At 70.3% G+C, this 22,002-nt stretch carries 21 protein-coding genes; 8 read left to right on the forward strand and 13 right to left on the reverse strand.

Annotated elements, in window-relative coordinates:
* On the reverse strand, positions 1 to 887 hold an 887-nt coding region (locus tag ACFDS6_RS12560; protein WP_375272518.1), incomplete at its 3' end, for a trehalase-like domain-containing protein.
* Positions 884 to 1,096 (reverse strand): hypothetical protein, encoded by a 213-nt coding sequence (locus tag ACFDS6_RS12565; RefSeq protein WP_375272519.1) that lies wholly within the window; start codon positions 1,094 to 1,096, stop codon positions 884 to 886. The genes ACFDS6_RS12565 and ACFDS6_RS12560, both read right to left, overlap by 4 nt.
* On the opposite strand from ACFDS6_RS12565, the gene ACFDS6_RS12570 reads away from it, so the two are divergent.
* Complete coding sequence (locus tag ACFDS6_RS12570; protein ID WP_375272520.1) at positions 1,095 to 1,607, forward strand: GNAT family N-acetyltransferase; 513 nt, start codon at positions 1,095 to 1,097, stop codon at positions 1,605 to 1,607. The genes ACFDS6_RS12565 and ACFDS6_RS12570 overlap by 2 nt on opposite strands.
* A 30-nt stretch (positions 1,608 to 1,637) precedes the next feature.
* Here the strand turns inward: ACFDS6_RS12570 and ACFDS6_RS12575 are convergent, their stop codons facing one another.
* Positions 1,638 to 1,760 carry a hypothetical protein gene (locus tag ACFDS6_RS12575; RefSeq protein WP_375272521.1) on the reverse strand — a complete coding sequence of 41 codons (123 nt, stop codon included), beginning with the start codon at positions 1,758 to 1,760 and terminating at the stop codon, positions 1,638 to 1,640.
* Between the two features lie 175 nt (positions 1,761 to 1,935).
* On the opposite strand from ACFDS6_RS12575, the gene ACFDS6_RS12580 reads away from it, so the two are divergent.
* Positions 1,936 to 3,024: a radical SAM protein gene (locus ACFDS6_RS12580; RefSeq protein ID WP_375272522.1), complete on the forward strand. Its 1,089-nt coding sequence runs from the start codon at positions 1,936 to 1,938 to the stop codon at positions 3,022 to 3,024.
* Positions 3,025 to 3,226: 202 nt separating this feature from the next.
* Here the strand turns inward: ACFDS6_RS12580 and ACFDS6_RS12585 are convergent, their stop codons facing one another.
* The 5 genes from ACFDS6_RS12585 to ACFDS6_RS12605 all read right to left on the reverse strand — a co-directional run bounded on the left by ACFDS6_RS12585 (position 3,227) and on the right by ACFDS6_RS12605 (position 6,717).
* Positions 3,227 to 3,568: an SWIB/MDM2 domain-containing protein gene (locus ACFDS6_RS12585; RefSeq protein ID WP_375272523.1), complete on the reverse strand. Its 342-nt coding sequence runs from the start codon at positions 3,566 to 3,568 to the stop codon at positions 3,227 to 3,229.
* Positions 3,569 to 3,752: 184 nt separating this feature from the next.
* A complete protein-coding gene (locus ACFDS6_RS12590) occupies positions 3,753 to 4,121 on the reverse strand; it encodes a reverse transcriptase-like protein (RefSeq protein ID WP_375272524.1) in 369 nt (122 codons plus the stop codon).
* Positions 4,118 to 4,657, reverse strand: a complete 540-nt coding sequence (locus tag ACFDS6_RS12595) for a pseudouridine synthase (RefSeq protein WP_375272525.1) — start codon at positions 4,655 to 4,657, stop codon at positions 4,118 to 4,120. Before ACFDS6_RS12595 ends, ACFDS6_RS12590 begins: the two co-directional genes overlap by 4 nt.
* Positions 4,654 to 6,294, reverse strand: a complete 1,641-nt coding sequence (locus ACFDS6_RS12600) for an NAD(P)/FAD-dependent oxidoreductase (protein WP_375272526.1) — start codon at positions 6,292 to 6,294, stop codon at positions 4,654 to 4,656. The genes ACFDS6_RS12595 and ACFDS6_RS12600 overlap by 4 nt, the downstream gene beginning before the upstream one ends.
* Positions 6,295 to 6,303: 9 nt before the next feature.
* Complete coding sequence (locus ACFDS6_RS12605; RefSeq protein ID WP_375272528.1) at positions 6,304 to 6,717, reverse strand: winged helix-turn-helix transcriptional regulator; 414 nt, start codon at positions 6,715 to 6,717, stop codon at positions 6,304 to 6,306.
* 96 nt (positions 6,718 to 6,813) lie between these two features.
* Here ACFDS6_RS12605 and ACFDS6_RS12610 point away from each other — a divergent pair, with 96 nt between their 5' ends.
* The 6 genes from ACFDS6_RS12610 to ACFDS6_RS12635 all read left to right on the forward strand — a co-directional run bounded on the left by ACFDS6_RS12610 (position 6,814) and on the right by ACFDS6_RS12635 (position 15,132).
* Positions 6,814 to 7,875 carry an SDR family oxidoreductase gene (locus ACFDS6_RS12610; RefSeq protein WP_375272529.1) on the forward strand — a complete coding sequence of 354 codons (1,062 nt, stop codon included), beginning with the start codon at positions 6,814 to 6,816 and terminating at the stop codon, positions 7,873 to 7,875.
* Between the two features lie 82 nt (positions 7,876 to 7,957).
* Positions 7,958 to 11,572 (forward strand): hydantoinase B/oxoprolinase family protein, encoded by a 3,615-nt coding sequence (locus tag ACFDS6_RS12615; protein WP_375272530.1) that lies wholly within the window; start codon positions 7,958 to 7,960, stop codon positions 11,570 to 11,572.
* Positions 11,572 to 12,240 carry a DUF969 domain-containing protein gene (locus ACFDS6_RS12620; RefSeq protein ID WP_375272531.1) on the forward strand — a complete coding sequence of 223 codons (669 nt, stop codon included), beginning with the start codon at positions 11,572 to 11,574 and terminating at the stop codon, positions 12,238 to 12,240. Before ACFDS6_RS12615 ends, ACFDS6_RS12620 begins: the two co-directional genes overlap by 1 nt.
* Positions 12,237 to 13,160, forward strand: a complete 924-nt coding sequence (locus tag ACFDS6_RS12625) for a 5-oxoproline transporter, DUF979 family subunit (RefSeq protein WP_375272532.1) — start codon at positions 12,237 to 12,239, stop codon at positions 13,158 to 13,160. The genes ACFDS6_RS12620 and ACFDS6_RS12625 overlap by 4 nt, the downstream gene beginning before the upstream one ends.
* Entirely contained in the window at positions 13,157 to 14,149 is a 993-nt protein-coding gene (locus ACFDS6_RS12630) for a DUF2891 domain-containing protein (protein ID WP_375272533.1), read from the forward strand. Before ACFDS6_RS12625 ends, ACFDS6_RS12630 begins: the two co-directional genes overlap by 4 nt.
* 59 nt (positions 14,150 to 14,208) lie before the next feature.
* Positions 14,209 to 15,132: a PEP-CTERM sorting domain-containing protein gene (locus ACFDS6_RS12635; RefSeq protein WP_375272534.1), complete on the forward strand. Its 924-nt coding sequence runs from the start codon at positions 14,209 to 14,211 to the stop codon at positions 15,130 to 15,132.
* A gap of 180 nt (positions 15,133 to 15,312) precedes the next feature.
* On the opposite strand, the gene paoC is transcribed toward ACFDS6_RS12635, so the two are convergent.
* The 5 genes from paoC to ACFDS6_RS12660 all read right to left on the reverse strand — a co-directional run bounded on the left by paoC (position 15,313) and on the right by ACFDS6_RS12660 (position 21,825).
* A complete protein-coding gene (gene paoC / locus ACFDS6_RS12640; protein WP_375272535.1) occupies positions 15,313 to 17,532 on the reverse strand; it encodes an aldehyde oxidoreductase molybdenum-binding subunit PaoC in 2,220 nt (739 codons plus the stop codon).
* A 4-nt stretch (positions 17,533 to 17,536) separates the two neighbouring features.
* On the reverse strand, positions 17,537 to 18,499 hold the full coding sequence (locus ACFDS6_RS12645; RefSeq protein WP_375272536.1) for an FAD binding domain-containing protein: 963 nt from the start codon (positions 18,497 to 18,499) through the stop codon (positions 17,537 to 17,539).
* Positions 18,496 to 19,149: an aldehyde dehydrogenase iron-sulfur subunit PaoA gene (gene paoA / locus ACFDS6_RS12650; protein ID WP_375272537.1), complete on the reverse strand. Its 654-nt coding sequence runs from the start codon at positions 19,147 to 19,149 to the stop codon at positions 18,496 to 18,498. The genes ACFDS6_RS12645 and paoA overlap by 4 nt, the downstream gene beginning before the upstream one ends.
* Before the next feature lie 157 nt (positions 19,150 to 19,306).
* Positions 19,307 to 20,680 (reverse strand): O-antigen ligase family protein, encoded by a 1,374-nt coding sequence (locus tag ACFDS6_RS12655; protein WP_375272538.1) that lies wholly within the window; start codon positions 20,678 to 20,680, stop codon positions 19,307 to 19,309.
* 83 nt (positions 20,681 to 20,763) lie between these two features.
* Positions 20,764 to 21,825, reverse strand: coding sequence for an acyltransferase family protein (locus ACFDS6_RS12660; protein WP_375272539.1), 1,062 nt, complete (start codon positions 21,823 to 21,825; stop codon positions 20,764 to 20,766).
* Positions 21,826 to 22,002 lie beyond the last annotated feature (177 nt).

Here is a 22,002-nt window from a genome sequence, read left to right on the forward strand (position 1 = left end):
GTGTAGCCCGCGTCGCGGATCCAGGCGTAGCGATAGTCCCAGTTCTTCTCGCCCCCGATCCCCTCGGGCACCGAGGTCGTCGCCGCCGCCGCGATCGCGCCCGAGGGCGAGTAGAGCAGCAGCTTGAGCGCCAGCGCGCTGCGCAGGAAGGTGTCGCGATCCGCGCCCGAATAGGACACGCGCGCGCACCAGTCGCGCCATTCCTGGTCCGACACGTCGATCCGCTCGTCGATCTGGCGGATGTCGGGGGCGACCAGCGGCTCGTCGCGACCCGCGACGATCGCCACGGTGCAGCGCTCGCCCGGCCCGACGGTCAGCTCGCCGGTGATCCCCTCGTCCGCCCAGTCGCAGGTGAGCAGGTCGTCGTGGACGAACAATCCCAGCACGCGCTCGACGTGGAACACGATGTGCTCGCCGATGGTGGAATGATACGGGTTGACGGTGTCGCCGCGCCGGCCGAGCCGCATCACCAGGTCGAAGCGGACGCGGCCCTCCAGCCCCTCGACCCGCCGCGCCAGCTCGGCCCAGGGCAGCCGCCCGGCGGTGCCGCTGTTCATCGATTCGGTGAGCCGCGCGCGGCCCGAGGCGGTGGTGAACACCGTGTCGAGCACGTTGCTGCCGTCGCGGTAGCGGCGCTCGACCGTGAACGGCTCGCGCGGTTGCAGCACGAAGCGGCCGCCGTTCTCCGCGTCGAGCAGCCGGTCGAACAGCGGCGCCGAGTCCATGTTGGGCACGCACCACCAGTCGATCGACCCGTCGCTGCCCGACAGCGCGACCGAGCGGCCGTCGCCGAGCGCGCCATATTGCTCGAGCGGGAGATAGCCGTCGATCCGTTCGGCCGAGGAAAGCGCGGTCTGCCGCGATGACAGGGTGTCGGGCACGGTCACCGGCACGCGGTTCGGGTGGCGCGGTGGCGCTGGGTGGTCTGGGTCATGGCGACATAATGTTCCTGATCTGGGTTGGTTCGCTCGGCGCGACGACGAAGTGCGATGAGTTCTGGCCGGTGGTTGGACGGCGCGGGCTCGGAGCAGATCGCGCGTTCGACCGTTTTACCGCCGCGCGCCAGAGCGGCGACGGCGACGAGGAGATGGAGCATGATGCCGGACGAGACCGAGACGCTGGTGACGCGTACCGGCTTCCGCTTCTTCCTTCGCCCGGTCAGCCGCCGCGACGAGGACATGCTGGTCGAGCTGTTCCGCCAGGTGTCGAGCGACGATTTGCGCTTCCGCTTCCTGTCGGGCGAGCGCGAGACGAGCGAGCAGCGCTTCGCGCAACTGCTGTCCGATCCGGCGGCACGGGTCACCAGTTTCCTCGCGTTCGACGAACAGCGGCAGGTGATCGCGTCGGCGACGCTGAAGGGCGACGCCGCGGGCGAGCATTGCGAGGTCGCGATCATGATCCGCGCCGCGTCGAAGGGGCGCGGCATCGGGTGGACGCTGCTCGATTACCTCGTCGGCTATGCGGAGAATGCTGGGTACACGTCGCTCGTGTCGATCGAGGACCGCGACAATCACGCGTCGATCGCGCTGCAACGCCAGATGGGCTTCGCGACCGAGCCGGTGGCGGACGAGCCGACGCTGGTGCGCGTGTGCCGGCGGCTGCGCTGAAGGGGCGGCGGTGGGCGCCGCCCGGCGGGATCAACCGATCACGCCGCCCGCGATCAGCAGCATCGACAGCGTCGCGACCAGCAGAAAGGCGAGATAGTAGAGGCCGACGCTGATCGGCACCTCCGACTGTCCGTGGAAGGCTTCGTCGTCCATCTGCTCGGCCATCGCATTCCGTCCCGTCGCTACTCTGTTGTTCCTCAACCGGCGGGGCGCGCTAACGATCCGTTTCGCCTGCCATGGGCGGGGATGGCGCGCTGTTTCGAACGTTTAGCGAGATGCTCTCCTACCGGGGGGCGGAGCCGCGCGCGTCGCCGCTCGTTCGACCCGCATGGCATTGGCGACATCACCGGTCGAGCGGGCACCACGGGCGTGGCGGCCGCGCCGCGTCCTCGTCACGCGCGCGGCGCGCGGCTTCGCGCACGGGTGCGAGATCGCGGCGCGCGCCGCGGCGCTGGGAATCGAGGTGGTCGAGCTGCCGGGCGACAGGCTCAACCTCGCGCTGTCGGACGATCCGCGCCGCGCCTATGCCGAGGCGAAGAACACGCTGGCGGTCACGGTCGCGCCGCCGTCCAAGCGGCGGCTGCAGCCGATCGCGCCGAGTGCCGACTGGCGCGTCGACCTGGCGGAAGGGTGCCCGGCGCATTGCAGCTACTGCTACCTCGCCGGGTCGCTGAAGGGACCGCCGATCACGCGCGTCTACGCCAATCTGGACGAGATACTGGGCGTGCTGCCCGACTATCTGGGGCAGGGCACGATCACCTCGCGCTCGACCGCGCGCGCGCACGAGGGGACGACGTTCGAGGCGTCATGCTACACCGATCCGCTCGCGCTGGAACCGCTGACGGGGTCGCTGTCCGCGGCGGTGACGTGGTTCGGGCGCTGGCAGGCGGATGCGCAGCTGCGGTTCACCACCAAGTTCGCCGACGTGACGCCGCTGCTCGCACTCGACCACGGCGGCCGCACCCGGATGCGCGCGTCGGTCAACCCGCCCGCGTTCGCGCGGTTCGAGGGGGGCACGTCGCGCGTGCACGATCGGCTGGTCGCGCTGCGGCTTATGGCGCAGGCGGGCTATCCGATCGGGCTGACGATCGCGCCGATCATCGCCGCCGACGGCTGGGAGGAGGCGTACGGCGCGCTGATCGACGACGCGGCGGCGCAGCTCGGCAACCTCGCTAGCCTCGACCTGACGGTGGAGCTGATCACCCATCGGTTCAATACGGGATCGAAGGCGGTGCTCGACAGCTGGTATCCCGGCTCCGCGCTCGACATGAGTGCGACGAACCGCGTGACCAAGCGGACCAAGTTCGGCGCGGAGAAGCAGGTGTACGACGCCGCGACGATGCGCAGCCTGCGCGGCTTCTTCGAGCGCGCGATCGGCGACGCGCTGCCCGCGGCACGGATTCTCTACTGGACCTGAGCGCCGAGGGCTCGCTCGAACTACCCAGGCCGTGGTGCATCTTGGCCGGGTTGTGCGCGTAACGGGGCTGAGCCATCACCGATCGGTGAGGAATTGGGCGGCAAAATCGGATGGACGCGCCGCTGCGGCGTGTCCGCGATCGGCGGAACGTCCGCGACCGACCGACCGCCGCATCGCTGCGACGGCCGGTGGTCGAGAAGGCTTACTTCTTGGGCGAGCTCAGGTGCGCGCTCAGGAACTTGTTCATCTCGAACATGCTGGCCGACTTCTTGCCGAAGATCTTCTCCAGCTTGTCGTCCGCGTTGATCTGGCGGCGGTCCTTGGCGTCCTGCAGGTCGTGCTTCTTGATGTATTCCCACACCTTGCTGACGACCTCGCTGCGCGGCAGGTCGTCCTTGCCGACGATCTCGGCCAGGTCGTCGGACGGGGTGACGGGAGCGGTGATGCCGCCGCGCGCGCCGCCCGCGGGCTTGCCGGTCGCCTTGACCTTCTTCTCCGCGGCTGCAGTTTCGTCCTTGCCGCGCTTCTCTGCCGAACGTGCCATCATCTACTCCCTGTGTGTCGACGACCGCCCGAGCGGGAAGCCGTCCGAAAACCGTGCGATCGTCGTGGCAACGCCCGAGAAACGCTGCCGTAATGACATGTCGTCGTACCGATTGCCGAGCAGGTCAACATCCCGCGTGATGGCGTGTTCCGCTTTTCGCGACCGAACGACGCGGCGAAGAGGGTTAACGCGCGTGCGCGGCGGCGAGCGCGATCCCCGCAAGGTTCTGCGATCGCTTGACATAACGCGCGCGCAGCGGGCTCGCGGCGTCACGCAGCGCGAGGAAGTCTGCGAGGTGCGCGACGTGCGCGGCGGGGCAGCGAACGCGCCCGTTCGCCTGCGCGACGACCGCAGCGGCGTCGCCCAGCAGCACCGCGCCCCCGAGTCCCAGCGCGACCGCGCGCCGCGCCGCCTCGATCAGCGCGAGCCATTCCGCGGTCATGCTGGTACCCGCGCCCAGGCCGCGCGCGACGAATGCCTGCCCCGCGATCACTACCGCTGTTTCCATCCCGGCGGGCAGCGGGCGCAGCCCGCCGTCGAAGAAGATCTTCACACCCGGGCCCAGGTGCCGGGTGCCAGATCGCCCAGTGTCCACTCGCCGATGCGCCAGCGCACCAGGCGGAGCGTCGGCAGCCCGATCGCGGCGGTCATGCGCCGCACCTGGCGATTGCGGCCCTCGCGGATGGTCAGGCGCAGCCAGCAGTCGGGCACGCTCGCGCGGTAGCGGATCGGGGGATCGCGCGGCCACAGCTCGGGCGGTGCGATCGCCTCGACCTCGGCGGGGCGGGTCGGGCCGTCGTTGAGCGTCACGCCGCGGCGCAGCGCCTCGAGCGCTCGGTCGCTCGCCTCACCCTCGACCTGGACCAGATAGGTCTTGGGCAGCTTGAACCTGGGGTCGGCGATCCGCGCCTGCATGCGGCCGTCGTCGGTCAGCAGCAGCAATCCCTCGCTGTCGCGGTCGAGCCGGCCGGCGGGGTAGACGCCGCCCACGTCGATGAAGTCGGACAGCGTCGCGCGTTTGGTGGGCGATTTCGCGTCGGTGAACTGGCACAGGACACCGAATGGCTTGTTGAATGCGATCAGCGTCACGCCGCGCGGCGTCCGACCCCGACGGCGCCGATGGCGAGCGCGACCGCCTCCGCGACCTTGATCCCGTCGACCCCGGCCGACAGGATGCCGCCAGCGTAGCCCGCGCCCTCGCCGGCGGGGAACAGCCCGGTGGTGTTGAGGCTCTGCATGTCGTCGCCGCGCGTGAAGCGGACGGGGGAGGAGGTGCGCGTCTCCACGCCCGTCATCACGACGTCCGGGTGGTCGTAGCCCTTGATCTGGCGCCCGAACACGGGGATCGCCTCGCGCATCGCGGCGACCGCGAAATCGGGCAGGCAAGATGCGAGGTCGGTCGGGGTCACGCCGGGCTTGTACGACGGCACCACCGTGCCGAGCGCGGTCGAAGCGCGCCCGGCGAGGAAGTCGCCGACGCGCTGTGCGGGCGCGTGATAATTGCTGCCGCCCGCCACGAACGCCTGTTCCTCCAGCCGCCGCTGGAGCGCAATGCCGGCGAGCGGGTCGCCGGGATAGTCGCGCGCGGGGTCGATCGCGACGACGAAGCCCGAGTTGGCGTTGCGCTCGTTGCGCGAATACTGGCTCATCCCGTTGGTGGCGACGCGGCCTTCCTCCGAGGTGGCGGCGACCACGGTGCCGCCCGGGCACATGCAGAAGCTGTAGACCGTCCGCCCGTTCGAGCAGTGATGCGAGATATGGTATTCCGCCGCGCCCAGGATCGGGTTGCCCGCGTCGTGGCCGAAGCGCGCGCGGTCGATCCACGATTGCGGATGCTCGATGCGGACCCCGACCGAGAAGGGCTTCGCCTCGGCATGGACGCCGGCCTCGTGGAGCATTTCGAACGTGTCGCGCGCGCTGTGCCCGATCGCCATCACGACGTGGCTCGCCTCCAGGTAGCTGCCGTCCGCCAGGTGGAGCCCCTGGACGCGTCGCGCGCCGCCGGCGCCGTCAGTCGCGATGTCGAGCCCGTCGACGCGCGTTCCGAAGCGATACTCGCCGCCCAGCTGCTCGATCGTGGCGCGCATGCTCTCCACCATCGTGACGAGGCGAAAGGTGCCGATATGCGGGTGCGCCTCGGTCAGGATCTCGGGCGGGGCGCCCGCGGCGACGAACTCGGTCAGCACCTTGCGCGCGAGGTGTCGCGGGTCCTTGATCCGGCTGTAGAGCTTGCCGTCGGAGAATGTGCCGGCGCCGCCTTCGCCGTATTGCACGTTCGATTCGGGGTTGAGCACGCTGCGGCGCCACAGCCCCCAGGTGTCCTTGGTCCGCTCGCGCACCACCTTGCCGCGTTCGAGCACGATCGGGCGGTAGCCCATCTGCGCGAGGATCAGCGCGGCGAACAGCCCGCACGGCCCCGCGCCGATCACCACCGGGCGCATCGCCCCCGCGGGCGCGGTCGCCACCGGCTTGTAGCGCGTGTCGGGCGTCAGGCCGACGTCGCGGTCGCGGCGCAGGCGGGCGAGCACGGTGCCCTCGTTCTTGACCGCCACGTCGACCGCGTAGACGAGCGCGATGTTGCTGCGGTCGCGCGCGTCGTGCCCGCGCCGCGCGACCGAGAAGCGGATCAGGTCGCGCGGCGTGATCTTCAACCGCTTTACGATTGCGGCGGGCAGCGCCTCGTCGGCGTGGTGGAGCGGCAGCTTGAGCTCGTTAACGCGGATCATCGCGATGCCTTACACCGGACCGGCGCGGCCGGGAACCGCGCGAGCACCGCGCCGCGACGTGGGGCGCGCGCCCATCTGGTCGAGCGCGTCGGCATTGTCGCGCCCCCAGCCGTAGAGCAGCTCCACCGGCTCGACGAAGCGCTGCCCGAGCGGGGTCAGGCGATACTCGACCGCGGGCGGGATCGTGCCCTGGACGTGGCGCGAGACGAACCCGCTCGCCTCCATGTCGCGCAGCGTCTGCGTCAGCATCTTCTTGGAAATGCCCGGCAGGCTGCGCTGGAGCACGCCGGTCCGCGCCGCGCCGGCGTGGCGCGCGTCGAGCGTGTGAAGGATCATGCTGGTCCACTTGGTCGCGAACAGTTCGAGCACGCGGCGCGGCGCGCAATCCTCGCGCCACTCCTCCTCGTCGGTGCTGGTCGTCACTGGTTACCTCACGGTGCCTATGTCCCCGAACGGTGCCGTCTAGAAGCGGGCGCGCGCGCTGCCTAGCTCGGGCGTCGACATTCGGGAGTTTGCGTGATGGCGAAGACGGCATTGGTGGTGGGCGCGAGCGGGATCGGCGGCAGCGCGACCGCGGCGCTGCTGGTGGAGCAGGGCTGGACCGTCCACGGCCTCGCGCGGCGCGGCGTCGAGCAGGACGGCGTGCAGCCGGTCGCGGCCGACCTGCAGGACGCCGCGGCGACGCGCGCCGTGCTGGCCGGGGTGAACCCCGACGCGGTGTTCATCACCACTTGGGCGCGGCAGGACAGCGAGGCGGAGAACATCCGCGTCAACTCGGCCATGGTGCGCAACCTGCTGGACGCGTTGCCCAAGCCCACCGGCGCGCGCCACGTCGCGCTGGTGACGGGGTTGAAGCATTACCTCGGCCCGTTCGAGGCGTACGGCAAAGGCACGCTGCCGCAGACGCCGTTCCGCGAAAAGCAGGGCCGGCTCGATGTCGAGAATTTCTACTACGCGCAGGAGGACGAGCTGTTCGCCGCCGCCGCGCGCGACGGCTTCACGTGGAGCGTGCATCGCCCGCACACCGTGATCGGCCGCGCGATCGGCAACGCGATGAACATGGGCACGACGCTCGCGGTCTACGCCACGATCTGCCGCGAGACGGGGCGGCCGTTCACCTTTCCGGGCTCGGCGGCGCAGTGGAACGGGCTGACCGACATGACCGACGCGCGCCAACTCGCGCGGCACCTGCTGTGGGCGGTGGAGACGGAGGCGGCACACGACGAGGCGTTCAACATCGTCAACGGCGACGTGTTTCGCTGGAGCTGGATGTGGGGCCGCATCGCCGACTGGTTCGGGGTCGAGGCGGCGCCGTTCGACGGAACGGTCCGTCCGCTGGAGCAGCAGATGGCCGACGACGCGGGCGTGTGGCGCGAGATCGCGGCGCGCGCGGGGCTGGCCGAGCCGAACCTCGATCGGCTCGCGTCGCCGTGGCACACCGACGCCGATCTCGGTCGCCCGATCGAGGTGGTGACCGACATGGGCAAGAGTCGGCGACTGGGCTTCACCGCCTATCAGCCGACCGACGACGCGTTCTTCGACCTGTTCGCGCAGCTTCGCGCCGACCGGCTGATCCCCTAGCGCGCCGGCTCTCCGCGATGCCGGCCGCTTTGACTTGGGTGCCCCGCGCTCGTTACAGCGGCGGCCGAGCGAAGGGGATGCGATGCCGGGCGAGTGGCAGTTCTGGATCGACCGCGGCGGTACCTTCACCGACGTCGTCGCGCGTGATCCGGCGGGCAGGCTGACCACCGCCAAATTACTGTCGGAAGACCCCGGCCGCTACGACGACGCGGCGGTGCACGCGATCCGGCAGCTGACCGGCGTGGCGGAGGGCGACCTGCCGCCGGCCGACATCCGGCTGGGCACCACGGTCGCGACCAACGCGCTGCTCGAGCGCAAAGGGGCACCGACGCTGCTCGCGATCACGCGCGGTTTCCGCGACGCGCTGGTGATCGGATACCAGGACCGGCCGGACATTTTCGCGCGCCACATCCGCCGCGCCGACCCGCTCTACGCGCGGGTGGTCGAGGTGGACGAGCGCGTCGACGCCGACGGCGGCGTCGTCCGCGCGCTCGACCGCGACGCGGCGGCCCGCGCGTTCCAGGCGGCGTACGACGACGGACTGCGCGCGGTCGCGATCGTGCTGGTCCACGGCTATCGCTACCCCGCCAACGAAGCGGCGCTGGCGGATATCGCGCGCGCGATCGGTTTCACGCAGGTGTCGGTCAGCCATCAGGTATCCCCGCTGATCAAGCTGGTCGCGCGCGGCGACACCGCGGTGGTCGACGCCTATCTGTCGCCGGTGCTGGGCAGCTACGTCGATCGCTTCGGCGCGGCGCTGGGCGGTGGGCAGGCGCCGCTGTTCATGCAGTCGAACGGGGGGCTGATCGACGGCGCGGCGTTCGGCGGCAAGGACGCGCTCCTGTCGGGCCCGGCGGGCGGGATCGTCGGCATGGCGCGCACCGCCGAGACCGCGGGCTTCGACCGCGTCATCGGCTTCGACATGGGCGGGACCTCGACCGACGTGTCGCTCTTTGCCGGGCGCTACGAGCGGCGCAACGACGCGGTGATCGCGGGCGTGCGGGTGGCAGCGCCGACGATGCGGATCGACACGGTTGCGGCGGGGGGCGGTTCGATCTGCGCGCTGGTCGGCGGGCGTCTGGTGGTCGGGCCGGAGTCGGCGGGCGCGGTGCCGGGGCCGTCTTGCTATCGACGCGGCGGGCCGTTGACCATCACCGACTGCAACCTGATCCTCGGCAAGCTCCAGCCCGATCATTTCCCTAGCCTGTTCGGTCCCACGGGCGACCAGCCGCTCGACCGTTCCGCCGCCGAGGCGCAGATCGACGCACTGCTGGACGAGGTGGAGGCGACGACGGGCGCCCGACCCGATCGGAAGCAGGCGGCCGAAGGACTGGTCGCAATCGCGGTCGCCAACATGGCCAAGGCGATCAAGGCGATCTCGGTCGCGCGCGGGCACGATCCGGCCGATTACGTGCTCGCCTGTTTCGGTGGCGCGGGCGGGCAACACGCCTGCCTCGTCGCCGATGCACTGGGCATGGATCGGGTGATGATCCACCCGCTCGCCGGCGTGCTGTCGGCCTATGGCATGGGGCTGGCGGACCGGCGCGTGCTGCGCGAGGCGACGTTGTCGGTGCCGTTGTCGGACCGCGGCGCACTCGACACGGCGGTGGCGGCGCTGGAGCAGGAGGCGATCGACGCGCTCGTCGCGCAGGGGGTCGAAGCGCCCGGAGTGCGGACCGAGGTGCGCGTCGAGCTGCGTCACGCTCGCGCCGATTACGGGATCGAGGTCGCGCTATCCGCATCCGAGGCGATGGCCGATGACTTTCAGAGCCAGCACCGCCGGCAGTTCGGTTACGCGCGCGAGGGCGATCTTGTCGCCGAGTTGGTGCGTGTCGAGGCGATCGCGGACAGCGGTGCACACGCCGACGGGGTGGTATCGCTGCCGCAAGAAAGCGGGCCCGCGATCGCGCAGGTCGCGGTGCATCTCGCGGGCGAGACGCGCGATGCCGCGCTTCACGACCGCGCTCATCTAGGCGTCGGCGCTACGATCACGGGGCCCGCGTTGATCGTCGATGCCGTGTCGACGACCGTGGTGGAACCCGGCTGGACCGCCCGCGTCGACGGCTTGGGTAACCTGATCCTCTCGCGCCACGCGCGGCGCGAAGCCGTCGCGCAGGACGATCGGGTCGATCCGCTGCGGCTAGAGATTTTCGCCGGCCTGTTCATGGGATTGGCGGAGGAGATGGGCGCCGCGCTCCAGCGCAGCGCATCGTCGGTCAACATTCGCGAACGGCTCGATTTCTCGTGCGCGATCTTCGATGCCGCGGGCAATCTCGTCGCCAACGCGCCGCACATCCCGGTGCATCTCGGCTCGATGGGGGAGAGCATCCGCACCGTCATCGCGCGGCGTTCGCCGGCGGCGGACGGGCGCGGGATGCGCGCGGGCGACGTCTATGCGCTGAATGCGCCCTATCAGGGCGGCACGCATTTGCCCGACATTACCGTCATCATGCCGGGGTTCGCGGGCGCCGACGACCGGAAGGGAGCCGAGCCCGCCTTCTTCGTCGCCGCGCGCGGGCACCACGCCGACGTCGGCGGCACCAGCCCCGGATCGATGCCGCCCGACAGTGTCAGCATCGAAGAGGAGGGCGTGATCCTCGACAACGTGCTGCTGGTCGAGGACGGCGCGATGAGGAGCGAGAAGCTGCGCGCGTTGTTAGCGTCGGGGCCGTGGCCGTCGCGCAACGTCGAGCAGAACCTCGCCGACCTCGCCGCGCAGGTGGCGGCGTGCGCGCGCGGTGCCGACGGGCTGGCGCGCATGGTGGAGAGCTACGGCCGGTCGACAGTGTCGGCGTATATGGAGCATCTGCAAGCGCACGCCGACGCCGCCGTCCGCGCGATGCTGCCCGACTTGCCCGACGGCGACTTCGCCTACGCGATGGACAATGGCGCGGTCGTGCGCGTGTCGTTCCGCGTCGACCGGGCGGCGCGCACCGCGACCGTCGACTTCGCGGGCACCAGCGCGCAGCTGCCGAGCAACTTCAACGCGCCCGTTTCCGTGGTGCGCGCGGCCGTTCTCTACGTCATGCGCACGCTGATCGACGCCGCGATCCCGCTCAACGACGGCTTCCTGCGCTCGGTCGCGATCAACGTGCCCGAAGGGTCGATGCTCAACCCGCGGCACCCCGCCGCGGTGGTCGCGGGCAACGTCGAGACGAGCCAGGTCGTCACCGATGCCTTGCTCGGCGCGCTGGGCGCGCAGGCGGCGTCGCAGGGGACGATGAACAACTTCACTTTCGGCGACGCGGGTCACCAATATTACGAGACGATCGCGGGCGGCACCGGCGCGGGCGCAGACTTCCCCGGCACCGCGGTCGTGCAGAGCCACATGACCAACAGCCGCCTGACCGATCCCGAGGTGCTGGAGGTGCGCTTCCCGGTGCTGTTGGAGGAGTTCTCGATTCTAGAAGGCTCGGGCGGTGCGGGCGCGCGGCCCGGCGGCGACGGCGCGACGCGGCGCATCCGCTTCCGCACGGCCATGCGCGCCGCGATCCTGTCGAATCGCCGCCGCGTCGCGCCGTTCGGGCTCGCGGGCGGGGCGGACGGCGCGCCGGGCGCGAACAGCGTCGAGCGCGCCGGTGGTTGGGTCGAGCAGCTCGGATCGACCGCCGCGGTCGACATGTGCGCGGGCGACGTGTTCGTGATCCTGACGCCGGGCGGCGGCGGCTATGGTGCGCCGCATGGGGGAGAACGCTGATGCTGGTGCTCGCCGGTATCGTGGTGATCGCATTGGGGTTCCTGCTGCGGTTCAACCCGATGCTGGTGGTGGTCGTCTCCGCGCTGGTGACCGGGCTCGCCGCCGGGCTTGATCCCGTTCGCGTTCTCGCCACCTTCGGCCGCGCGTTCAACGACAGCCGCTACGTGTCGGCGATCTACATCGTGCTGCCCGTCATCGGCGTGCTGGAGCGCTACGGTTTGCAGGCGCGCGCCCGCGCGCTGATCGGGCGAATGCGCGGCGTGACCGCTGGGCGGCTGCTCGTCGGCTACCTGCTGTTCCGGCAAGTCTTCGCGGCGCTCGGCCTCACCTCAATCGCGGGCCACCCGCAGACCGTTCGCCCGCTCGTCGCGCCGATGGCGGAGGCGGCGGCCGAGGTGCAGGCGGGCGGCGCGGGCGAGAGCGAGCGGGTCAAGGCGATGGCGGCGGCGACCGACAATGTCGGGCTGTTCTTCGGCGAGGACATCTTCCTCGCGATCGGGTCGATCCTGCTGATGAAGGGCGTGCTGCAAGGCTACGGCATCGAGCTGGAGCCGTTCCAGCTCTCGGTCTGGGCGATCCCGACCGCGATTGCGGCGTTCGGGGTCCACGGCGCGCGGCTGCTGCTGCTCGACCGGCGGCTGGCGCGGCGCCGGGGGGCGGAGGCATGATCGGCCTCAACTTCGTCTACGCGGTCGCGGGTGCAGCCTTCGCCGGCTTCGCGCTGCTCGCCGCGGTCGAGCGCCCGCGCCGGCTCGCCAACGCGGCCTTCTACGCGCTGATCGCGACGAGCTTCTGGTTGGGCGACCGGTTGGGCGACGTCGGCAACGGAGTGCTCGTGCTGGCGCTCGTCGCGGTCGCGGCGTCGGGGCGGATGACGCGCGGGCAGGGCGGCGGCGAGCGGCCAAATCCGCGCGGGGCGGGGCTGTTCGTGCCCGCGCTGATGATCCCCGTCGCCGCGCTCGCCGGCACGATCGCGTTCAAGGCGGTGCCGACGCTGGTCGACCCCAAGCAGGCGACCCTGGTCGCGCTGACGATCGGCGTGCTAGCCGCGGTCGCCACCTGCCTCGCCTGGCTCCGCCCCGGCGTGACCGCGCCCTTGCGCGAGGGACGCCGGCTGATGGACGATGTCGGCTGGGCCGCGGTGCTGCCGCAGATGCTCGCGAGTCTGGGCGCGGTGTTCGCGGTGTCGGGCGTGGGCGAGGTCGTCGGGCGGCTCGCCGCCTACGCGATCCCCGCCGACAGCCTGTTCGGCGCGGTCGCCGCCTACGGGATCGGCATGGCGCTGTTCACGATGGTGATGGGCAACGCCTTCGCCGCCTTTCCGGTGATGGCGGCGGCGATCGGCGTGCCGATCCTGATGCAGGGTACCGGCGGGGGCGGGATCGGCAACGCCGCGCCGATCGCCGCGATCGGGATGCTGGCGGGCTTCTGCGGCACGTTGATGACGCCGATGGCGGCGAACTTCAATCTCGTCCCCGCCGCGCTGCTCGAACTCAAGGACCGCAGCGGAGTGATCCGCGCGCAGGTGCCGACCGCGCTGCCGCTGCTCGCGTTCAACATCCTGCTGCTCTACGCGGTGCTGCGATGACCGTTCTCACCGCCGCGCACGCCGCGACCTTCGCCCGGCTGACGCTCGGCCACGTGGGCCAAGAATATCCGCACAAGCTCGACCAAGTGCTGACCGGCGACGCCGACCTGGCACCCCCGCGCGTGCTCCACCCGATCTTCTTCGGCAGTTTCGACTGGCACAGCTGCGTCCACGGCTGGTGGCAGCTGCTTACCCTGTTGCGGCTCCACCCCGACATCGCCGAGGCCGCGGAGATACGCGCGCGCGCCGATGAGGCGTTCATGCGTGAGAAAGTGGCGGGCGAGCTCGCCTTTCTCGATCGCGCGTACACCGCGGGGTTCGAGCGGCCCTACGGCTGGGCGTGGCTGCTCGCACTCCACGGCGAGGCGGTGCGCCACGACGCGGCGTGGGGCAATGCGCTGGCGCCGCTCGCGCGCGCGTTCGCGGTGCGGTTCGCGGAGTTCCTGCCCAAGCTGACCTATCCGCTGCGCGTCGGCACGCACTTCAACACCGCCTTCGCCCTCACGCTCGCGCACGATTGGGGGCGCGAGCACGACCCGGCGCTCGCGCAGTTGATCGAGCAGCGCGCGCGCGACTGGTTCGTTAACGATCGGGGGTGCCAGGCATGGGAGCCGGGCGGCGACGAGTTCCTGTCGCCCGCGCTTGGCGAAGCGCTGCTGATGAGCCGCGTGCTGCCCGCGCCCGCGTTCCGCGACTGGTTCGACGCCTTCCTGCCCGACCTCGCGCATGGCGAGCCCGCGACCTTGTTCACCCCCGCGACCGTGTCCGACCGCAGCGACGGCAAGATCGCGCACCTGGACGGGCTGAACCTGAGCCGCGCGTGGTGCTGGCGCGCGCTCGCCGCCGCGCTCGGCCACGCCCACCCGGTCGCGGCACCGGCGCGCGACGCGGCCGAGCGGCACCTGGCGGCGAGCCTGCCGCACCTCGCCGACGATTACATGGGCACGCACTGGCTCGCGAGCTTCGCGCTCCTCGCGCTCACCGCCTGACACGCGGAACGATCGCTGCGCGGGGCGTTGAACGTGGCTGGTCCGCTGAGGGAGACGAGATGGTGAAGCTGATGTGGGGCGCGACGATGCTGGCGGCGCTGGCGGCGAGCGTGCCCGCCGCGGCGGCGGCGCAGGGGAGCGTCGTCACCCCCGTTACGGCGCCGCCGGTTACGCCGACGCGCGCGTCGCGCACGATCCTGTTCATCGGCAACAGTTTCACCTTCGGCGCCAACTCGCCGGTGCGCAACTGGCACGCGAACACCGTCACCGACCTGAACGGCGCGGGCTACGGCGGGGTGCCCGCCTTGTTCAAGGCGTTCACCGAGCAGGTCGGGCTCGATTATCAGGTGAGCCTGGAGGTGCAGGGCGGGCGGACGCTGGGCTTCCACTACGAGCAGCGGCGGCGACTGTTCAACCGCGCGTGGGACGTCGTGGTACTGCAGGAATATAGCACGCTCGATCCCGATCGCCCCGGCAACCCGCGCGCCTATATCAACGACATCGCGCGGCTGTCACGGCTGTTCGCGCGCGCCAATCCGCAGGTGCAGATACAGCTGACCGCGACCTGGTCGCGCGCCGACCAGGTGTATCGCACCCCCGACGGGCCGTGGTCGAACAAGCCGATCACGCTGATGGCGCTCGACCTGCGCGCCGCCGCCGACCGGGCGCGCGCGGTCAACCCGCTGGTCACGGGCGTGCTGCCGGTCGGGCAGGCGTGGAATCGCGCCTTTCTGACCGGGGTGGCCGACCCGAACCCGTACGACGGGGTCAATTTCGGTCAGATCGACCTGTGGAGCTTCGACCATTACCACGCCAGCACCGCGGGCTATTACCTGGAGGCGCTGGTGGTGTTCGGGCGCGTGACCGGGGTCGATCCGACGACGCTCGGTGCGGGCGAGCAGGCCGCCGACGCGCTCGGCCTGTCGCGCGAGCAGGCGAGCGCGCTACAGCGCGTCGCGCGCGATCAGCTCGCGGCGGGGTAGAAATCTCTCCCACGTTCATACGTCACCCGGACTTGATCCGGGGTCCCGCTTCTCGGAGGGAGAGAAGACAGCGGGATCCCGGATCAAGTCCGGGATGACGTCGGGTTGAATTAGCCCGTGAACCAATCCGCCGATCTAAGGGAAAGAGGCGGGGGAGGCACGACACCTCCCCGCGACCCATCAAGCCACCGCGGGCAGCTTCTCCAGGTGCTTGTCGAGCGTGATCGGGTAATCGCGCACGCGCACCCCGGTCGCGTTGTAGATCGCGTTGGCGACCGCCGCGCCGACGCCGCACAGGCCGAGCTCGCCGACACCCTTGGCCTTCATCGGATTGGCCTTGTCGTCCGCCTCGGGCAGGAACACGACTTCCTGGTGCGGGATGTCGGCGTGGACCGGCACCTCGTAGCTGGCGAGGTCGTGGTTGATGAACAGGCCGAAGCGCTTGTCGACCGCCAGATCCTCCATCAGCGCCGACCCGACACCCATCGTCATCGCGCCGATCACCTGGCTGCGCGCCGACTTGGGGTTGATGATCCGCCCGGCCGCGCACACCGCCAGCATGCGCCGCAGTCGCGTCGCGCCGGTATAGGCGTCGACGCCCACCTCGACGAAATGCGCGCCGAAGGTCGACAGCTGATAGGTCTTGTCGAGCTTGCCGAACTCGATCTTGTCCTCCGCGACCAGCTCGCCGCCCTGTGCCGCTTGCGCGAGGTCGGCCGAGCGGTTGCCGCTCGTCACCTTGCCGCCCTGGAACACCGCGTCGGCGGAATTGTAGCCCAGCCGCTGCGCCACCTGCTCGCGCAACTTGACGCACGCGGCGTAGACGCCCGCGGTCGCGTTCGCCGCGCCGAACTGCCCGCCCGACCCGGCCGATACCGGATAGGCCGAGCTGCCGAGCTTCACGACGACCGCCTCGGCGGGTACGCCCATCATCTCGCCCGCGGTCTGCGCGATGATCGTGTAGCTGCCGGTGCCGATGTCGGTCATGTCGGTTTCGACCGTCACGACGCCACCTTGGCCCAGGCGCACGCGCGCGGCCGAGGGCATGTTCATGTGGTTGCGGAACGCGGAGGCCACGCCCATGCCGACCAGCCACTTGCCGTCGCGGACCTGCCCCGGCGTGGCGTTGCGGCGCGACCAGCCGAACCGCTGCGCCCCGTCGTTCAGGCAGCGCACCAGCTCGCGCTGCGAGAAGCGGCGCTTCGGGTCCTCGGGGTCGACCTGCGTGTCGTTCTTGATGCGGAACGCGATGGGGTCCATGCCGAGCTTCTCGGCCATCTCGTCCATCGCCATTTCCAGCGCCATCATGCCCGGCGCTTCACCCGGCGCGCGCATCGCGTTGCCCTCCGGCAGGTTGAGCACCGCCAGCCGCATCGCGGTCATGCGGTTGGCACCCGCGTAGAGCAACTTGGTCTGGTTGACCGCGGTCTCCGGGCTGCCGCCGGGCTGGTCGCCCGATCCGCTCTCGTGCGCGATCGCGGTGATCGTGCCGTCCTTCTGCGCGCCGAGACGGATGCGCTGGCGCGTGGCCGGGCGGTGCGTGGCGTTGTTGGCCATCACCGGACGCGACAGCGCCAGCTTGACCGGACGGCCCGCCGCCTTCGCGCCCAGCGCCGCCATGACCGCGTCGGTGCGCAGGAACAGCTTCCCACCGAACCCGCCGCCGACGTAGGGCGACATGAAGCGGATCTTCTCCTTGGGCATGTTCAGCGTCTTGGCCAGATCCTCGTGCCCCCAGTTGATCATCTGGTTCGAGGTCCACAGCGTCAGCTCGTCACCGTTCCACGATGCGATCGAGGCGAACGGCTCCATCATCGCGTGGCTGTGGTCGGGCGTCGAGTAGTTCGCGTCGAGCGTGACCGGCGCGGCGGCGAACGCCTGCTCGAACTGGCCGACGCGGTCGACCGGCGGCGCGGCGCTGCCCTCGTCGCTCGACCCGCCGGTCAGCGGCGCGGTCTTGAGCGCCTGGTCGAGGTCGAACTGCGCCGCGCCGCGGGAGTAATCGACGCGGACGAGCCCAGCAGCGGCGCGTGCCTGCTCGAACGTCTCGGCGACGACGATCGCGACCGCCTGGTGGTAATGGTCGACGTCGGGGCCGGCGAGCAGCTTGACCGTGTTGTACTTGCCCTTGCCGAGCGGCCCTGCGTCCTGCGCAGTCACGATCGCGAGCACGCCAGGCGCCGCCTTCGCCGCGCGCGTGTCGATGCCGGCGATTCGCCCCTTGGCGATCGCGGCCGGGACGAGATAGCCGTAGGCGGCGTTCGGCACCTCGGCATGGTGCTCGTAGGCGTAGGGCGCGGTGCCGGTGGTCTTCACCGGACCGTCAATGCGGTCGTGCGCGCGCCCCACGACCTGCATCCGGTCGATCGGGTTCTGCCCGGCGGGTGTGTCGAACTTCATGGGATCAGGCCCCCATCTTCTGGTTGGCTGATTGGGCAATGACGGATGCGAGCGCGCGCGTGGCCAGCGGCAGCTTGAACGCATTGTCCTTGGTTGGCGTCGCGCCCTGGAAGGCGCGCGCGGTAACGGCTGCGGCACCTTGCGGAAGCAGCGCCTCGGCCGCCTCGACGCGCCACGGGCGCGGTGCGACGCCACCGAAGGCGACGCGGCCGGTGCCGTCTGGCTGGATCACCGCGGCGACCGAGACGAGCGCGTAGGCGTAGGAGGCGCGGTCGCGCACCTTCTCGTAGAAATGCTTGCCACCGATCGGTTTGGGCAAGGTCACCGCGGTGATCAGCTCGCCCGGTTTCAATACCGTGTCCTGCTCGGGACGGTCACCCCACAGGCGGTGGAAGTCGGCAATCGGGATCGCGCGCCGCTGTCCGCCCGCGTCCACCGTCTCGACGTAGGCGTCCAGCACGCGCATCGCCACCGCCATGTCGCCGGGGAAGGTCGCGATACACTTGTCGCTGACGCCGATCACGCCGAGCTGGCGCGAGTAGCCGCCGATCGCGGCGCAGCCCGAACCTGGCTTGCGCTTGTTGCACGCCATGTTGGTGTCGTAGAAATACGGGCAGCGCGTCCGCTGGAGCAGATTGCCGCCGGTCGACGCCTTGTTGCGCAGCTGGCCCGAGGCGCCTGCGACGATCGCGCGCGTCAGCACGGCATAGTCGCGTCGAACGCGCTCGTCCGCGGCGAGATCGGTATTGGTGACCAACGCGCCGATTCGCAGCCCGCCCTCGCGCGTGCGCTCGATCTTGTCGAAGCCCAGGTCCTGCACGTCGACAAGGTGCGTCGGCGTCTCCACCTCGATCTTCATCAGGTCGAGTAGGTTGGTGCCGCCGGCGATGAACTTGGCGCCCGGCTGCGACGCGGCGCGCGCCGCGGCCTGCGCGTCCTTCGCGCGCTCGTAGGTGAACGCCTTCATGCCCGCGCCTCCTCGACGCCCGCGACTTCGGCCATGGCCTCGGCGATGTTGGAATAAGCGCCGCAGCGGCAGATGTTGCCGCTCATCCGCTCGCGCATCTCCATGTTGGTGACCTGCGGCTTGGCCGACACGTCCGCCTGGACGTGGCTGGGGACGCCGCGCTTGATCTCGTCGAGCACCGCCACTGCCGAGCAGATCTGCCCGGGCGTGCAGTAACCGCACTGGTATCCGTCGTGCTTGACGAACGCCGCCTGCATCGGGTGCAGCTTGTCGGGCATGCCCAGCCCTTCGATCGTGGTGATCTTGTCGCCCTGGTGCTGAACCGCGAGGCTAAGGCAGGAATTGATCCGCACGCCGTTGACCATCACGGTGCACGCGCCGCACTGACCGTGGTCGCAGCCCTTCTTGGTGCCGGTCAGGTGCAGATGCTCGCGCAGTGCGTCGAGCAGCGTCGTGCGCGTGTCGAGCGACAGTTCCTGACGCCGGCCGTTGACCTCGAACGCGACCGGCATCGTCGGGACGGGCCGGGCCACGGGCGGTTGCGCCTGCGCCAGCGCGGAGGGTGCCGCGGTCAGCGCGGCGGTGGCAGCGCCGCCCGCCAGCACACCGCGACGCGAGACTTCGGGGGAGCTCGCTTCAATCTTGGACATGGGTTCTTTCATCTCGGGGTGTATCCAGCCAAGTCGATCGTCCGGGAACGACGGCAAAGCTCTGGTTCTTCCTAACCAGAACGGGCGAAACGGCAAATCGTTTCCTGATCCATGTTGGCCTACGGGGTTGGCGTATCGACCAAACGCGCCGCCGATCTCAGCGGCGCGGAACAACGCCGATGCGCCCACCGGCACGCTGCGCCGCGCGCGCGCGCAACTGGTCGCCGAGCGACGCGGTGCGCGTCTCGCGCCAGACCAGCGCCACCGCGAACAGCATGACGACGTTGCCCATCGCGTCCTTGTTGAACAGGTTCGCTTCGGTGAAATTGTGCCCGAACATGAAGAACAGGATCGACGCTGACCACACGCCCAGGCCGCGCCGCTCGGGCGCGAGCCGCAGCAGTCGCGCCGCGGGCCAGATCAGCGTAGCGAAGAACACCAGCACGAAGCCCAGAGCCCCCAACTGGATCATCATCTCCAGGTAGCCGTTGTGCGCCTCGCTCACCCCCTCGATCCAGCTGCCGGGCGGAATGTAGCGCAGGATCGGGCTCGCGTCCCCGATGTTCCAGAACGATCCATAACCGCTGCCGAGCAGCGGATGCTCGCCGAAGTAGCGGATCACCGCGGTCCAGATCGCTGCGCGCCCGGTGAACGCCTCCGGATCGGAAGCGAGCTGGAGCGCGGGCGAGATGTCGATGCTCAGGTAGCCGACGACCGCGGCGATGATAATTGCGCCGATCACCTCGACGCGCAGCGGCAGCGCGGGACGTCGCGCCGCCGCGGCCTGGAGCGCCGGATAGGCGCGCGCGAACACGGCCATGAACACCAGCGCGGCGATCGTCATGCCGATCGAGGTGCGCGAGTCGGTCAGTACCAGGAACCCGGCGCCCGCGACGATCAGCGGCAGGTAGGCGACCCAGCGCGTCGCGTACCAGCGCGCGGCAAAGGTGACGATCGCGAGGCCGGCGATCAGCCCGGCCTGGTTCTTATCGCCGGTCGCACCCGACAGGATCGCGCTGCCGGTGGATCCCAGCCTGTCGCTCGCGGCGACCTCGGGCGCGAAGAGCGCGAAACCGATGTTGACGACGAGCGCGAGCGCCAGCGTCGCGTCGAGAATCAGCGCGGTGCGCCTGGGGTCGAGCGCGCGCACCAGCACGAAGGTCGGCCAGGCGACCAGCGTCAGCAGCAGCGCTGCCTTCGCCGCGGTGACCGGTGCCAGCGCCCAGGTGACGCTCAACCAGCACCAACCGAGCGCCGCCAGCATCGGCCACGGCAGCACCAGGCTGCGCCACCCGCCGATCAGATAGGCGGCGGGGAGCGCGACCGCGAACACGACCGGATATCCCGCCTGGCGGATCGTGCCGAGCAGCCCGAGCTTCGCCGACAGGTCGCTGTTGATGTACGGACCGGCGAAGCACAGCAGCAGCAGCGCCGCCGTCGCGAACGCCGCGGCCAGCGATGCGGCGCGAACCAGCGCGTTGTCGCTGCCGCCGCGCGCGCCGATCGATCGTCCCGAACCTCGTTGCGCCACCGCTCGCTCCCGCCTGCCCGCGTTCCGCTCTATCATCCCGCGCGTCCTTGCCTAGCGCGCATCGAGCCCCCGCGCGTGCTTGCTTAGCGCGCAGCGAGCCGCGCCTCGATCCGGCGCGCGACGCGGATCGCGGGCCGCTCAACGTAGCGATAGACCAGGCCGGACATGCCGATCGCACCGGCGAAGACGAACACCGTGCCCAGCAGCGCGGCGACCCGCCACTCGCCCGGGCGCGGCCACAGCGCCTCCCAGCACTGGATCACCGGGATATGGAGCAGGTAGAGCGAGTAGCTGATCGCCCCGGCGTAGACGAGCGGACGCTGCGCGAACGTGCCGCGCATCACGCACGAGAGGAACAACGCCACGCCAACCAGATAGCCGGTGTTCGTCGCGATCCACCCCATCGCCTCGTCGCTGGCGTGCAGATAGCCCGCGGTGTTGGTAACCATCGTGCCGACGATCAGCACGACGAGCAGGGGGGCGAACAACCGTGCCGCGCGCGGATCACGTTCCAGCAGGTGCAGTCGCGCCAGCGTGCCGAAGTGCATCGCGGCGAGATAGGTCGGCACCCCGATCGGCAGATTGGCCGCGTGAAAGAAGCGCCAAACGCCCGCGACCACGCCGACCGCGGTGTAGCAGCAGATCAGCGCCGCGTTGACGCGCGCGTCGTGCAGTCGCCTGGCGGCGAACAGCATGAAGCATGCGGCGTAGAAGACGAGTTCGATGTGCAGCGTCCAATAGACGCCGATCACGGGCGCCTGGCGCAGGAACAGCGGCACCATGGTCGCGTTGGCGGCGATCTCGGTTCCGGAGAAGAACGATCCGGTCACCAGCGGCACGGTGACGAGTCCGATCAGCAGCGACAGCCAGTAGGCCGGGTACAGGCGGAAGAAGCGGCTGACGATGAACGCGCGCTTGGGCCACGTGCCGCGGAAGCTGAACGGGATCACGAACCCGCTGATGCAGAAAAAGGCGACGATGCCCGCGCGGCCGAAGCTGAAATAATCGAGCAGCGCCGCGCGCAGCACGTCGCTGACCGCCCTGTCGCGCGCGTGGTCGGCAATGAACTCGCCCCAGTGGCCGGCGATGACCAGCAGCGCCGCGACGCCGCGCAGGCCGTCCACGTTGTTCAGCCGTCCCGCCACCGATCGTCCCCCTGTGCCCCGCTGTTGCACGCCGTGTGGCAGGTCGGCAAATCGCGCGTGACGGCTCCATCGGCTGTCGCACGTGCTGCACCCAGCCGCCTGATCGCCGGGGCGGAGTTCTTGCTGCTGGTCCACGTGCAGGATAGGGCAGGGACAAAAGTACGGTAGCGCTCACAG

Source organism: Sphingomonas sp. (assembly GCF_042095875.1).
GTDB lineage: Bacteria > Pseudomonadota > Alphaproteobacteria > Sphingomonadales > Sphingomonadaceae > Sphingomonas.

What these genes read in the sequence shown, in the direction of transcription:
- ACFDS6_RS12570 (WP_375272520.1), top strand. Translation starts at nt 1,095, where the DNA reads ATGATGCCGGACGAGACCGAGACGCTGGTGACGCGTACCGGCTTCCGC.
- ACFDS6_RS12565 (WP_375272519.1), bottom strand. Translation starts at nt 1,096, where the DNA reads ATGCTCCATCTCCTCGTCGCCGTCGCCGCTCTGGCGCGCGGCGGTAAA.
- ACFDS6_RS12575 (WP_375272521.1), bottom strand. Translation starts at nt 1,760, where the DNA reads ATGGACGACGAAGCCTTCCACGGACAGTCGGAGGTGCCGATCAGCGTC.
- ACFDS6_RS12580 (WP_375272522.1), top strand. Translation starts at nt 1,936, where the DNA reads ATGGCATTGGCGACATCACCGGTCGAGCGGGCACCACGGGCGTGGCGG.
- ACFDS6_RS12585 (WP_375272523.1), bottom strand. Translation starts at nt 3,568, where the DNA reads ATGGCACGTTCGGCAGAGAAGCGCGGCAAGGACGAAACTGCAGCCGCG.
- ACFDS6_RS12600 (WP_375272526.1), bottom strand. Translation starts at nt 6,294, where the DNA reads ATGATCCGCGTTAACGAGCTCAAGCTGCCGCTCCACCACGCCGACGAG.
- ACFDS6_RS12610 (WP_375272529.1), top strand. Translation starts at nt 6,814, where the DNA reads ATGGCGAAGACGGCATTGGTGGTGGGCGCGAGCGGGATCGGCGGCAGC.
- ACFDS6_RS12615 (WP_375272530.1), top strand. Translation starts at nt 7,958, where the DNA reads ATGCCGGGCGAGTGGCAGTTCTGGATCGACCGCGGCGGTACCTTCACC.
- ACFDS6_RS12620 (WP_375272531.1), top strand. Translation starts at nt 11,572, where the DNA reads ATGCTGGTGCTCGCCGGTATCGTGGTGATCGCATTGGGGTTCCTGCTG.
- ACFDS6_RS12625 (WP_375272532.1), top strand. Translation starts at nt 12,237, where the DNA reads ATGATCGGCCTCAACTTCGTCTACGCGGTCGCGGGTGCAGCCTTCGCC.
- ACFDS6_RS12630 (WP_375272533.1), top strand. Translation starts at nt 13,157, where the DNA reads ATGACCGTTCTCACCGCCGCGCACGCCGCGACCTTCGCCCGGCTGACG.
- ACFDS6_RS12635 (WP_375272534.1), top strand. Translation starts at nt 14,209, where the DNA reads ATGGTGAAGCTGATGTGGGGCGCGACGATGCTGGCGGCGCTGGCGGCG.
- paoC (WP_375272535.1), bottom strand. Translation starts at nt 17,532, where the DNA reads ATGAAGTTCGACACACCCGCCGGGCAGAACCCGATCGACCGGATGCAG.
- ACFDS6_RS12645 (WP_375272536.1), bottom strand. Translation starts at nt 18,499, where the DNA reads ATGAAGGCGTTCACCTACGAGCGCGCGAAGGACGCGCAGGCCGCGGCG.
- paoA (WP_375272537.1), bottom strand. Translation starts at nt 19,149, where the DNA reads ATGTCCAAGATTGAAGCGAGCTCCCCCGAAGTCTCGCGTCGCGGTGTG.